Below are 12,114 nucleotides of genomic sequence, written 5' to 3'. Positions count from 1 at the left end.
GGGGAGACCACGGAGCTGCTCCCCGCCGAGCGTCAGCCCAGGTACGCGTCGAGCGTCACCGCGAGGGCCGATTCCGGAGACGGCGCGAAGCTGGCGCCGGCCAGGCCGCCCCACAGCCACAGCTGCGCGAGCCCGTGCAGGGCGGCCCACAGCGAAGCCGCGACGAGCCGCGGGTCGGTGCCGGGCTTGAGCCGGTCGTCGTGCGCGGCTTCGCGGTCGAGGCGCACGAGGTCGGCGAAGTAGTCGAAGACGGCGCTGCTCGCGGCCACGAGCCCGGGTTCGGCCGGGTCGATGAGGTCGCGGCGGAACATCAGCTCGAACATCGCGGGGTTGGCCAGGGCGAAGGCCACGTACGCGTGGCACGCGGCCGTCACACGTTCACGCGGGTTGCCTTCGGGCAGCTTCGCGCCGCGTTCGAGCAGCTGCGCGAAGCCGAGCGTCGCGACGGCCGACAGCAGTTCGGCGCGGCCGGAGAAGTGCCGCAGGGGCGCGCCGTGGGAGACGCCGGCTGCCTTCGCGATGCCCCGCAACGTCACGGCATCCACGCCTTCGTCGGCGAGCAGGGTCTCCGCGGTGGTGATCAGCCGCTGGCGGGCGCTCATATCTGCGCTTCGGAGAACGCGACGGGCAGCAGGTCGGGGCGCTTGGGGAAAAAGCCGTCGCCGGGCGAGCGGCCGATCAGGCGGTTGTGCAGGCGGGTGATGGCGACCGGCATGACTTCCTGCCAGAACCACTGCAGGTCCGCGCGCAGGCTCGGGCGCGCGGGGAAGCCGGGGAGCGGCTGGAGCCAGCCGTCGTCGTGGCCGACGTGGAGGCGGTTCAGGACGTGGCCGGCCACCCGCAGGTGGCCCGCTTCGGACAGGTGCAGGCGGTCGGGGCCGAAGTAGCGCGAGTCGTGGGCGGCGTGGTCGGGCCACAAGTCCACGAGCTTGGCGCCGTAGCTCACGGACGCTTCGCGGATGGCGTCGTTGAGGGCGGTCACGCGCGGGTGCATACGGGCGCCGAAGGGCATGCGGTGGGCGATGTCGCTCAAGGTGAAGGTGACCACCGTGGGCGCGATGTGCGTGCACCGGCGGATCGCGGCATCGACGCGCCGCGCGACGGTGCGGGCGCTCCAGCCGCCGCTCATCACGTCGTTGCCGCCGCCGAACAGGGCGATCAGGTCGGGCTCGTGGCGCTCGGCGGCAGGCAACTGCTCGACGATGATCTGGTCGAGGCGCCTGCCGCGCACCGCGAGGTTGGCGTAGCGGAAATCGGGCTCGTCCTGCGCGAGGCGGCCCGCGACGAAGTCCGCCCAGCCGCGGTACTGGCTGTGGTCCGGGTACGGATCGTCGAGCCCCTCGGCGCAGCTGTCGCCGACGGCGACGAATTTCTGAAAGCCCATGTCGATCTCCGTAACCCGTGGTTCACTTTGTAGACACTGTCTATCAAACTCTAGTAGACGGTGTCTACGTGAGGTTCACTTCCTCTCGGGGTTCCGGGGTTTCACCCGGATGGGTTTTGCCGAAATATATCGCTCGGCGATACATTGGGTTCATGGCGATGTCCGAGCAGGTCTTCTTCATCCTCACCGCGCTGGTCGGCGAGCCGCGGCACGGCTACGGCATCGTCGGCGAAGTCGCGGAACTGTCGGAGGGGCGTGTGAAGCTCAAGGTCGGCACGCTCTACGGCGCCCTCGACCGCCTCACCGCGGAGGGCCTCGTGGAGCGCGACCGCGAAGAGGTCCTTCAGGGCAGGCTGCGCCGCTACTACCGCCTGACCCGCTCAGGCGCCGACGCGGTCGCAACCGAGGCCGCCCGCCAACACGCCAACGCCGAGGCAGCAACGGCCCGCCTGCGCGGCTGGCAGGCAAGACACGCGTGAACTTCGTAGCTGGGGAGGGAAAGTGACGGAGCTGGAGAGACGGTACCGAGCCGTCCTGCGGCTGTTGCCGCAGTGGTACCGGGAGCGCTGGGAGGAGGACATGGTCGCGACCTTCCTGGCGGGGGAGCTGGGGCGGGTCGAGGTTGGAAACCCTTTTGTGACAGGAGAAATCGTCAACGACGGCGCTGTCGATTTCGATCACGCTGGGCTGGGCAGCGCGCTGGACGATCTTGCTGAGGCACGAGAGACAGCCGGTGGAGACGTGACGCTGGCGGGCGCCACAGGGCCGACGTCGGGTACCGGAGATGTCGGGGCTTCTGCTGGGTTAGAGAGCGGAAACCAGTCCGCGGCAAGCGAAGTAGGCGATCCCGCGACCCTCGACCAAGCCGAGTACGCCGCCGAGTTCGGGCGGCCCGCGCTGGCCGAGGTGGCGAGCGTCGCGGCTCTGGCGTTGCGGCTCAGGCTCGGGGGCGGCGGTGCGCCCGAGCGGTCGCTGGCCGTCGGGGCCGGGGTGCGGGTGGCGGTGCTGGGTGGGCTGCTCGTGCTGGCCGCGCCGTCGGCGTTCGACTTCTTCGCGGGGCCGTGGCTGGTCGCGTTTTTGTTCGTCCTCTTCGGACGGTTCCAGGCCGGGCGGGCGGCGGCGCTCGTCGGGGTCGCGAGCGCGGCTGTCTCGGCGGTGCGGACGACGGTCGAGGCGGTGGGCGGGGCGCCGTCGTTCGTGGTGAGCCAGTGGGTGGCCGTGTTGCTCGGGGTCGGGCTGGTGCTGGGGATCTCGGCGTTCCACGAGGACGAGCCGGCGCGGGACACGCGGTCGTGGCTGGTGGCGTTGGCCGTCGCGCTCGGGGCGGCGGTGCTGGTGATGCTGGTGGGTGCCACGCGGCCGGACCAAGCCTCGGTGCTCGATTGGCCCGCGGTGTCCTGCGTGGCTTGGTACGGGCTCGCGCTGGTGCCGCTGTTCTGGCCGCCGGTGCACGGCAGGCCGGTGACGTTGGCGCTGGCGTTACTGGGGGCGGCGGTCTCGATGGTGCGGCTCGCGACGGCGCTGGACCTGTCGTCGTTCCCCGGTTCCGGTGGGGTGGCGGCCGCGGCGTTGATCGAGGGCGTGGTGGTGCTCGTCGTGGCGGTGCTGGTGTCCGTGTGGGCGCTGCGGGCGTTGCCGCCGCGGCCCGGCGTGAGGGTGGGGTGAAGGCCGCTGGACCATGGCGGGCCAGTCCGCGATGATCTTCGCCATGAAAATCATGGTGGTGGGTGGAAGCGGATTGCTGGGACACCACGTGCTGGAGCAGCTGAGGCTGCGCGGGCACGAGGCGACCACGGTGGCCCGCACGCCCCGCGAAGGCGTCGACCGAGTCCTCGACGTCACGACGGCCTCGGAGGACGACCTTCGCGAGCTCCTCGCCGGCCATGACGGCGTGGTGTTCGCCGGCGGCAGCGACGACCGGAGGGTCGACAAGGGACCGGTCGCGCCGCGGCTGCACGCGGGCAACGTCGCGCCGGTGGTCGCGCTGCTGAAGGCGGCGCGCGAGGTCGGGTGCACGAGGGCGGCGGTGCTCGCGTCGTACTACACGTACTTCGACCGCGTGCACCCCGAGTGGGGCCTGGCGGCGAAGCACCCGTACGTGCGCAGCCGGATCGAGCAGGCGAAGCTCGCCCGCGAGACGGCCGGGCCGGACCTGCCGGTGGCGATCATCGAGGTGCCGTACGTGTTCGGCGTCGCGCCCGGGCGGGTGCCGGAGTGGTCGGTGCCGGTGGTGAAGTGGGTGCGGTCGTCGGCGCCGCTGTTCGCGCCCCGGGGCGGCAGCGCGGCGACGAGTGCGCGGGGCGTCGGCATCGTGACCGTCGACGCTCTCGAGGACGGCTCGGGCGCGGACCTCCCCGTGGTCGAGGAAAACCTGCGTTGGACGGACATGCTCACCCGCATGGCCGGCGCCGCCGGAAAGCCTCGCTCGGTCCGCACGTTGCCCGCCGGCGTCGTCCGGGCGATGTTCCGCCTCGGCGGTCGCGTGAACGGCCTCACCGGCAAGCAGCCCGGTCTCACCATCGAGCACCTCGACGGGCTGTTCCTGCGTGAGCTGTTCGTCGACCCGCCCGTCCACCGCTCCGTCGACGAGGCCATCCGGGAGACGGCGAAAGCCTGACGCAACGCCGGAACAAGGCCGAGGCTCAGCTCAGCCGCGAACGGTGCGTCCGGGCCACCGCCAGCCGGGGATCCGCCGGATCCAAGGCCGCGCACAGGGTGTCGAGCACCTCGAGGTCGTCCGCGCCACAGGAGGTTTCCCAGAACGACCAGAGCGTGTCCGGGTCGGTGCTGTTGAGGGAGACCTGCCGGATCTGCGCCGTGAGGGACTCGCGTTCCTCCACGATCGCCGTCGACGGCATCGACGCCGTGCCGGTCTGGATGTCGGGCCCGCAGTTCGAGTACTGGAAGCACACGCACCTCACCATCGACGTAGTCCCGGGCCGCGGCAGCGGGTTCTCCCTGGAGGCGCCGGAGGGCGTGCGTTTCCTCATCAGGTCGCGCCTTTTCAGCGACGCGGAGTCGGCGGCGCTGAACGGCTGAGCCCGAGCGGTCAGGTGTGGCCCGGATCCGGCGAAGAAGCCGGGGTCCGGGCCACAACCGGTGTCCTTTCCCGTGGGAGGAAACGGTTTCGGTGAGACGGCCACCGCCGATCCCCTGAATCCACCGGTTCAGACCGGTGCGGCCGCGGATGCCGCTGTGCTCACGCCGTCAGGCGACCCGCGACGTCGGCGATCAGGGCGAGCCGGTCGCGCTGGGGCTGGATGAGGTTTTCGAGCTGCACGCTCGCCCCGTCCCGGATGTCGGCGTTGAGCGGATCAGCGGTGTCGTCCTCGACGCGGCCGATGTGCCACTCCTCGATGTTGTCGATACCCAGCTCGACGCTCAGCTGTTTGCGAAGCTCGGTCAGCTCACCGCAGCTGTAGGTCAGCTCGGCGCCGACGGTGACCAGTTTTCGGGCGTGGAGGTGCTCCCAGTTCTCCACGATGGGCCGCGCGTGGTCATGGGCGTCGAGCAGCCGCTTGACCGCGACTTCCCAGCCGTGTGGCGGGTCGTCGAGGTCCGACCAGGCCTGGCCGATCCGGGCGAAGGACTCGGCGACCTCGGGCCAGGCGGACGCGGCGGCGCGCAGCACCGGCGTGGCCTCACGCCGGTAGACCGCCTTCGCCCACAGCGCGCGAGCCACGTCGAACTCGTCGCAGACCAGGCGCCGCCGATCGTCATCGGTGTCGCCGCGCTCGGGCATGGCTGGTTCCGGCTCGTCGCCGGTGAACTCGGCGAAGTGGAACTTCACCCGATCGACGGGCTGCCCGCCGGCGGTCATCCGGGTGGCCTTGATGAACTTGTCGTGGTGCGCGATCGGGGAGTCGTCGCCTGCTTCGGCCAGCACGACCTCCTTCGGCTGCCGCGCTTCCCACGCGGCTTTCTCCGCTCGCACCGCTTCGAGGACCTGCTCGGCCTCGAGGGCGTGGCGGTCAGCCAGATCCTTGGCGCTCGGCGGGGCCAGCTCGGTCATCAGTGCGGTGATCTCGGGCGGCAGCCCGACGTGCCGTGTTCCGTCCGCGTGGAGGTAAGAGCCCTCGACATCCGGCTCGAAAGCGCTGCGACGGTCGTGGAGGAGCATGCTCGTCAGAGCGGGAGCGTGCTGCTGCCACGCGGCGTGGCACCGCGTTGCCTCGTCGGGGTCGGTGAAGCAGCAATACGCGACGTTCCGCCCTTCGGCGCCAGGCTCGAGGGCGTCGTCGCGGACGCGCACGGAGGAATACGGACCGTAGGGCATCAGCGCTGCGATGTCGTCGCGGGCGCGCCGCGAAGCTCGGGAGGCGCGGCGCCGGGGCCACAGTCTCATCGTCGGAACCCTCCTGCCTGCGTGCAGTAGTGCTCCAGACCACACCGCAGAACTCCCTGAATCAAGATCAATCGGCTCGTGTCGCCACCAAAACGACCGAATTCTGCCGATCGCACCAGTCGCGCCAGGTCGTGTGCCGACCGTGCCGGGTAGGTTCTGCGACGCTCGGCGCAAGCGTTTGCGACCACTGCCTCGGCACGCCTCGCGGGCCGGCTTCAGTGGCGGCCAAAAGCACCTGACCTGCGGCGGGCCGCGTGCTAGCTTCGCGAACGTGACCACACTCGAACTCGCCGGTGTTTTCGTCGGACGGCCTGCCGTGCTCGGGCGGCGGCGGGAGCGGCCGGTGCTCAGCGCGATCGTCAAGGACCGCGTGGCCGCGCCCGAGCTGGAGCTCACGCGGCTGAACCTCGACGGCGACGAGCAGGCCGACCTGAGGGTGCACGGCGGGGTCGACAAAGCCGTTTACGTCTACCCCGCGCAGCACTACGCGGCGTGGACGGCTGACGGGTTCGACGTCGAGCTCGGGGCGTTCGGGGAGAATCTCGCGGTGAGCGGCGCGGACGAGACGCGCGTGCGGATCGGCGACGTCTGGGAGTGGGGCGACGCGCGGCTGCAGGTGTCGCAGCCGCGGCAGCCGTGTTTCAAGCTGGCCATGCGGACGGGACGCAAGGATGTCGTGCCGGCAATGATCGACTCCGGACGGTGCGGCTGGTACCTGCGCGTGCTGCGGCCGGGCCGCGTGCCGACGTCCGGGGCTGTGCGCGTGGTCGAGTCCGACGTCCAAGCGCCGACCGTGGCCGAGGTGCACCTGATCGCGTTCGCCAATTTCGCGCAGCTCGAGCCGCGCATCGCGGAAGCGGGAGTCCAGCGCGCGGAGAAGATCCTGGCGACGCCTGCGCTTTCGCCGTCGTACTCCGGCGGTATCCGCTCGTCGGTGGAGCGCTGGCGGATGCGCAACGCGGGCTGAAAGGGCCCCTTCCCTGAGAAACCCAGGAAAGGGGCCTTCGGTAATGCAACTACTTCCAGTCCACCTGCGGGGAGCGGTAGAAGTCGATCCCCTGCGCCACCCAGCGCGGCGACTGCTTCGCCAGCCGCACGCGGTAGGTGTCCCAGTCGCGTCCGGACTGCTGTGACCAGCCGATCTCGGCCAGGCCCGGCAGGCGCGGGAACGCCATGTACTCGATGTTGTCGTTCGTGCGGATGGTCTCCGTCCACAGTGGAGCCTCGACGCCGGAAACGGAGCTCTCGCCGACGCCCGGCACCAACGTCGCGGGATCCCAGTCGTAGGAGTCCTTGACCTCCACGAGGCCGGCCCAGTCCTGGCCCAGCGGCGTGTCCTCGGTGTACTTCATGTCGAGGTACGCGTGGTTCGACGGCGCCATCAGCACCTTGCCGCCGCGCGCGGCGAACGCGGCGAGGTCGGGGTTCGCGCCGCCCTGGTCCCAGTACTCCGGCATGGCCGTGGCGGGCAGGTCCGACTTCGCGATCTCGTGCCAGCCCGTGATGAGCTTGCCGTACTTCGCGACGAGCGGGTTCACCTTGGCGTAGAAGGCTTTGTAGTCCGGGTCGGACGTCGAGTGCGCCTCGTCGCCGCCGATGCCGAGGTACTTGCCGGGCGTGATGGCCGCCAGTTCGCGGATCACGTCCTCGACGAACTTGTACGTCGTCGGCGAGTCGATGCACAGCGAGCTGTAGCCGACCTCGGTGTCGGTGCGCGGCGGGACCGCGACGCCGTCGCAGTTGAGCTCCGCGTACACCGACTGGGCCGCGTTCGTGTGACCGGGCATGTCGATCTCCGGCACGATCGAGATGTGCCGCGACGCCGCGTAGGCGACGATGTCCTTGTACTGCGCCTGCGTGTAGTAGCCGCCGGGGTCGCCGTCCGCGGCGCCCTTGCCGCCCTCGGTCGCCAGGCGTGGCCAGCTCTTGATCTCGATGCGCCAGCCCTGGTCGTCAGCCAGGTGCAGGTGCAGCGTGTTGATCTTGTACTGCGCCAGCTGGTCGATGTACGTCTTCACCTGCGCCGGGTTGAAGAAGTGCCGCGCGACGTCGAGCATCGCGCCGCGCGTGCCGAAGCGCGGGTAGTCGAGCACGGTGCCGCCCGCGATCGTCCACTTGCGGAACTGCACGCTCTTCGCCTCGATCGCCGACGGCAGCAACTGCCGCAGCGACTGCACACCCTCGAACAGGCCGTCGGCGGTGTTGGCCTGCAGTGTCACGCCCGATTTCGCCACCGACAGCTGGTAACCCTCGGTGCCCACGCGACTGTCGGCGTGACCCAGGTCGAGCGAGATGGCGGGCAGGCCGGCGTTCACCGGCACGACCGGCAGCGGGTAGCCGGTGGCGGGGCGCAGCAGGCCGCGTAGGTAGTCGGCCACCTGGTTCGTGCCCTTGCCCGCGCGGATCACGGTCAGCGGGGACAGTGTGAAGTTCGCCTTCGGGTCGGCCTTGGCCTGCACGGGCAGCGGGACGATGTCGGTGACGCTGCGTTCGGGCGCGGCGGTCGCGGCCGTCGCCGACGCCGGCAGGCCGAGCGCCGCGAGGCTCAGCACGGTCGCCCCCAGCACGGCTCTGGACAAGCTCTTCCTCACGGACTACCTCCGGTCGGGGAGAAGACAGACCCTAAGAGGTATAGACCACTAGGCAGGCCGTGGACAACAGCCGAAAGGATCGCCCGGACCTCCCGCACCCGGTTGCCTGCCCCGTCACGCCCATCGCGAACGGTTCGGTGCGGCGGGCCACGCGACGTCGTCGATCGCCAGCCACGGCGCCACCGCGACGGCCGCGGGCGTCAGTCCCGAAAACGCCCTCACCTCGTGGTGCAGGTGCGACTGGTCGGCGAACCCACTCTCCGCGGCAACCTCAGCAGGTGCCCGCCCCGACGCCAGCAGATGCGCCGCGTGATCGAACCGCACCAGACGCGCGGCGCGTTTCGGCGTGATGCCGAGCTGCGTCCGGAACCGCGCCCACAGCCGTTTGCGGCTCCACCCGACCTCGTCCGCCAGCCCCTCGACACGCGCGAGCCCCCGGGCCGCCAACGTCTGCCGCCAGCTCTGGGCCACCTCCGGATCGACGCGGCGGGACCCCAGCCGCCGCCTCAGCAGCTCGGCCGCGAGTGCGAACCGGTCGTCCCACGACGCCGCCGCGCGCAGCCGATCCTCCCAGCGCGCGGCGTCGAGGCCCAAGACGTCCTCGAGTGAGACTGCCCCGTTCAGCGTGTCCCCGAGCACCGCCGCGGACACGGCCGGTTCGAGCCGGATCTGCAAGCACTCGCCGATCCGGCCGGCGGCCCGCAGCTCGCCGGGACACAGCCCGACGACGACGCTGCCGCGCCCACGCCGTCCGAAAGCCTCGTAGCCGAGGCCGTCGCTCAGGTCCACGAGCACCGTGACGGCCGGGTGCGCCACCATCGTGATGTCGACGGGCGCCGGCACCGCCTGCCGGAACCCGGCCATGCGGATGCCCGGCAGCCGTCGCGGCGGGACCGCGATGTCCACGCCCGTCCAGTCGAAGGCCTGCACGTGACCACGCTAGACGGCGTGGGTCACAGGCGGGTTGCCGCGAAGGCCAGCAGCAGCTCGCCGGTCTTCGCGGGCTCCTCGACAAGCGGCACGTGCCCGACGTCCGGCAGGTACTCGACGCGCGCCACGGCGTCGTAGTCGTGCGCCGACGACGGGTCCCACCGCGGGTCCGCCGCGCCGAACACCACCAGCGCCGGCACGTCGAGCGCCGCCAGCCGCTCGGGCAGGCCGCGCTCGGCGAGGTACGCGCCGTTGTGGTGCAGCACCTGCCGGAACGCGCGATAGGTGGTCCCGCGAAGCTCGGTGACCATGTCGTCCGGGATGGCCACGGGCCGGGCCATCGTCGCCCCGATTCCACGTCGGATGACCGCGTCCGAACGCCTTCGCCACAGCACCGGGCCGAACGGCGGCGCCAGCAGCAGCCGCAGGATCAGCGGCTGCGGCAGGAGCGCGTCGAGCCGCGGGCCGGTGCTGACCAACGCGAGTGAGCCCACCAGGTCAGGCCGCTGTTCCGCGAGCGAGGTGGCGACGTAGCCGCCGCTCGAATGCCCGGCGACGACGACGCGGGCGAGCCCCAGCTCGTCGAGCACCGCCGCCACCCGGCTCGCCTGCCGCGACACGGCGAACGACGGTGGTGGCGTCGACCGCCCGCAGCCGGGCAGGTCGACGCGGATGACGTGGTGGCGCTCGGCCAACGCCGGCACCACCTCGCTCCATGAGCCGCTCGTGGCTCCCGAGCCGTGGATGAGCAGCAGCGGCGGCGCGTCGGCCGGGCCGTTGTGGACCACGTGGAGGTAGTCGTTCATACCGACGACGATGCGCCCGCGCACCGCCGCCCGTCTTGGAGAAATGTCAGCGCTGCAGCACGGCCCGCAGGGCGTCGAGCACCGCCGGGTCCTCGATCGTCGAGGGCACCGGCTCCTCGCGTCCGTTGGCGATCCCGCGCATGGTCTTGCGCAGGATCTTCCCCGAACGCGTCTTCGGCAGCGCCTCGACCACGGCGACGTCACGGAACGCCGCCACCGGCCCGACATCGCGGCGCACCACGGCCACGAGCTCGTCGTGCAGCTGGCCCTCGTCGACGTCCACGCCCGCCTTCAGCACCACGAACCCGCGCGGCACCTGCCCCTTGAGCTCGTCGGCCACCCCGATCACCGCGCACTCCGCCACGGCCGGGTGCGACGCGAGCGCGGCCTCCATCGATCCTGTCGACAGGCGGTGGCCGGCCACGTTGATCACGTCGTCGGTGCGGCCCATCACGAACAGGTAGCCGTCTTCGTCGAGGTAACCGGAGTCGCCGGTGAGGTAGTAGCCGGGGAAGCGCGACAGGTAGGCCTCGCGGTAACGCTCGTCGTCGCCCCACAGCGTGGGCAGCGAGCCGGGCGGCAGCGGCAGCTTGATCACGATCGCGCCTTCGCGGCCCGCGGGCAGCTCGTCGCCGCCCTGGTCGAGCACGCGCACGTCCCAGCCTGGCACGGGCTTCGTCGCCGACCCGGGCTTCACGGGCATCGGCTCGAGGCCGCGCGGGTTGGCGGCGATCGGCCAGCCCGTTTCCGTCTGCCACCAGTGGTCGATCACCGGCGTGCCGAGGATGTCGCTCGCCCAGTGGTAGGTCTCGGGGTCGAGGCGCTCGCCGGCCATGAAGAGCGTGCGGAACTTGGCCAGGTCGTACTTCTTGAGCTCCGCCGCGCCCGGGTCGATCTTCTTCACCGCGCGCAACGCCGTCGGCGCTGTGAACAGCGCCTCCACGCCGTGCTCGGCGATCACGCGCCAGAACGCGCCGGCGTCAGGAGTTCCGACGGGTTTGCCCTCGTACAGGACGGTTGTCGCCCCGATCAGCAGCGGCGCGTAGACGATGTAGGAGTGCCCGACGACCCACCCGACGTCGGACGCCGTCCACCACGTGTCGCCCGCGTGGACGTCATAGACCGCGCCCATCGACCAGGCCAGCGCGACGGCGTGGCCGCCCGCGTCGCGCACCACACCCTTCGGCTTCCCGGTGGTGCCGGACGTGTAGAGGATGTAGAGCGGGTCCGTGGCTTTCACCGGCACGGGATCGGCCGGCTGCGCGGTCTCGACGAGGTCCACCCAGTCCAGGTCCGTTCCAGACAGCTCCGCGGGCGCCTGCTCGCGCTGGAACACCACGACGTGGTCCGGCTGGTGCTCGGTCAGCTCCAGCGCCGCGTCGATGATCGGCTTGTACTCGACCAGCCGCGTCGGCTCGATCCCGCACGACGCGGCGAGCACGAGCTTGGGCTTCGCGTCCTCGATGCGCGCCGCGAGCTCCTTCGGCGCGAAGCCGCCGAACACCACCGAGTGCACCGCCCCGATCCGCGCGCACGCCAGCATCGCGACGACCGCCTCGGGGATCATCGGCAGATACAGGATCACGCGGTCGCCCCGCGTCACACCGAGCGCCTTGAGCGCGCCCGCGAACACTGCCACCTCGTCGCGCAGCTCGGCATAGGTGTAGCGCCGCTTCTGCCCGGTGACCGGCGAGTCCCAGATCAACGCGGGCTGCCCGCCGCGGCCGCCGTCGGCGTGGCGGTCGAGCGCGTTGTACGCCGTGTTCAGCTCGCCGTCGGGGAACCAGCGGTAGAAGGGTTCCCGTGAGGCGTCCAGGGCTTTCGTCGGTGGCTTCGTCCAGTCGATCGCTCTCGCCGCGTCCAGCCAGAACCCCTCGGGATCGTCCAGGCTGCGCCGGTAGGTCTCGGAATAAGCGCCCACGGTGTCTCCCTCGACAGCGTCACTCGATCCGGTCGGCCGGACCCGTCACTCATGATGGCCCCGGCGAGGGTGTCGCGCAGGTTTCACGACGGTCACGACCCATAGACCCGGCAACCCCGCGAAGGCGGTGTGCGTCT

Annotated in this window: 12 protein-coding genes and 1 pseudogene; 5 read left to right on the top strand and 8 right to left on the bottom strand. The window is 71.1% G+C overall.

Going from position 1 to position 12,114, the window contains the following annotated elements:
- Positions 1-32: 32 nt before the first annotated feature.
- Together K1T34_RS12030 and K1T34_RS12025 are read right to left on the bottom strand one after the other, a co-directional pair.
- A complete protein-coding gene (locus K1T34_RS12030; RefSeq protein ID WP_220244346.1) occupies positions 33-602 on the bottom strand; it encodes a TetR/AcrR family transcriptional regulator in 570 nt (189 codons plus the stop codon).
- Positions 599-1,384 (bottom strand): SGNH/GDSL hydrolase family protein, encoded by a 786-nt coding sequence (locus tag K1T34_RS12025; protein ID WP_220244345.1) that lies wholly within the window; start codon positions 1,382-1,384, stop codon positions 599-601. The genes K1T34_RS12030 and K1T34_RS12025 overlap by 4 nt, the downstream gene beginning before the upstream one ends.
- A gap of 152 nt (positions 1,385-1,536) precedes the next feature.
- Here K1T34_RS12025 and K1T34_RS12020 point away from each other — a divergent pair, with 152 nt between their 5' ends.
- From K1T34_RS12020 to K1T34_RS12010, 3 genes are read left to right on the top strand one after another with little or no spacing between them, the layout of a single operon-like run.
- Complete coding sequence (locus tag K1T34_RS12020) at positions 1,537-1,863, top strand: PadR family transcriptional regulator (protein ID WP_370643684.1); 327 nt, start codon at positions 1,537-1,539, stop codon at positions 1,861-1,863.
- A gap of 22 nt (positions 1,864-1,885) precedes the next feature.
- Positions 1,886-3,049 (top strand): hypothetical protein, encoded by a 1,164-nt coding sequence (locus tag K1T34_RS12015; protein WP_220244344.1) that lies wholly within the window; start codon positions 1,886-1,888, stop codon positions 3,047-3,049.
- Positions 3,050-3,092: 43 nt separating this feature from the next.
- Positions 3,093-4,001, top strand: coding sequence for an NAD(P)-dependent oxidoreductase (locus K1T34_RS12010; protein WP_220244343.1), 909 nt, complete (start codon positions 3,093-3,095; stop codon positions 3,999-4,001).
- 25 nt (positions 4,002-4,026) lie between these two features.
- On the opposite strand, the gene K1T34_RS12005 is transcribed toward K1T34_RS12010, so the two are convergent.
- Positions 4,027-4,224, bottom strand: a complete 198-nt coding sequence (locus tag K1T34_RS12005) for a hypothetical protein (protein WP_220244342.1) — start codon at positions 4,222-4,224, stop codon at positions 4,027-4,029.
- 4 nt (positions 4,225-4,228) lie between these two features.
- Between K1T34_RS12005 and K1T34_RS12000 the strand changes: the two are divergent.
- Positions 4,229-4,423: pseudogene (locus K1T34_RS12000) on the top strand (DUF779 domain-containing protein); the annotation flags it as partial.
- A gap of 160 nt (positions 4,424-4,583) precedes the next feature.
- Here the strand turns inward: K1T34_RS12000 and K1T34_RS11995 are convergent.
- Positions 4,584-5,729: a hypothetical protein gene (locus K1T34_RS11995; RefSeq protein ID WP_220247897.1), complete on the bottom strand. Its 1,146-nt coding sequence runs from the start codon at positions 5,727-5,729 to the stop codon at positions 4,584-4,586.
- Positions 5,730-6,000: 271 nt separating this feature from the next.
- Between K1T34_RS11995 and K1T34_RS11990 the strand changes: the two genes are divergently transcribed.
- Entirely contained in the window at positions 6,001-6,696 is a 696-nt protein-coding gene (locus K1T34_RS11990; RefSeq protein WP_255638464.1) for an MOSC domain-containing protein, read from the top strand.
- A gap of 49 nt (positions 6,697-6,745) precedes the next feature.
- On the opposite strand, the gene K1T34_RS11985 is transcribed toward K1T34_RS11990, so the two are convergent.
- From K1T34_RS11985 to K1T34_RS11970, 4 genes are all read right to left on the bottom strand, one after another.
- On the bottom strand, positions 6,746-8,320 hold the full coding sequence (locus K1T34_RS11985) for a beta-N-acetylhexosaminidase (RefSeq protein WP_220244340.1): 1,575 nt from the start codon (positions 8,318-8,320) through the stop codon (positions 6,746-6,748).
- Between the two features lie 114 nt (positions 8,321-8,434).
- Positions 8,435-9,250, bottom strand: a complete 816-nt coding sequence (locus tag K1T34_RS11980) for an AraC family transcriptional regulator (protein ID WP_255638463.1) — start codon at positions 9,248-9,250, stop codon at positions 8,435-8,437.
- A gap of 23 nt (positions 9,251-9,273) precedes the next feature.
- Positions 9,274-10,056 carry an alpha/beta fold hydrolase gene (locus tag K1T34_RS11975; protein WP_220244339.1) on the bottom strand — a complete coding sequence of 261 codons (783 nt, stop codon included), beginning with the start codon at positions 10,054-10,056 and terminating at the stop codon, positions 9,274-9,276.
- 46 nt (positions 10,057-10,102) lie between these two features.
- Positions 10,103-11,977 carry a propionyl-CoA synthetase gene (locus K1T34_RS11970; RefSeq protein ID WP_220244338.1) on the bottom strand — a complete coding sequence of 625 codons (1,875 nt, stop codon included), beginning with the start codon at positions 11,975-11,977 and terminating at the stop codon, positions 10,103-10,105.
- Between the last annotated feature and the right edge of the window lie 137 nt (positions 11,978-12,114).

Origin of the sequence: Amycolatopsis sp. DSM 110486 (assembly GCF_019468465.1) — a bacterium.
In the GTDB taxonomy this organism is placed as follows: domain Bacteria; phylum Actinomycetota; class Actinomycetes; order Mycobacteriales; family Pseudonocardiaceae; genus Amycolatopsis.
This window is presented reverse-complemented; position numbering and strand designations above follow the sequence as displayed.

Excerpts from the sequence above, each read along its gene's own strand:
- K1T34_RS12010 (WP_220244343.1), top strand. The coding sequence starts at position 3,093 with ATGAAAATCATGGTGGTGGGTGGAAGCGGATTGCTGGGACACCACGTG.
- K1T34_RS11975 (WP_220244339.1), bottom strand. The coding sequence starts at position 10,056 with ATGAACGACTACCTCCACGTGGTCCACAACGGCCCGGCCGACGCGCCG.
- K1T34_RS12030 (WP_220244346.1), bottom strand. The coding sequence starts at position 602 with ATGAGCGCCCGCCAGCGGCTGATCACCACCGCGGAGACCCTGCTCGCC.
- K1T34_RS11995 (WP_220247897.1), bottom strand. The coding sequence starts at position 5,729 with ATGAGACTGTGGCCCCGGCGCCGCGCCTCCCGAGCTTCGCGGCGCGCC.
- K1T34_RS12025 (WP_220244345.1), bottom strand. The coding sequence starts at position 1,384 with ATGGGCTTTCAGAAATTCGTCGCCGTCGGCGACAGCTGCGCCGAGGGG.
- K1T34_RS12020 (WP_370643684.1), top strand. The coding sequence starts at position 1,537 with ATGGCGATGTCCGAGCAGGTCTTCTTCATCCTCACCGCGCTGGTCGGC.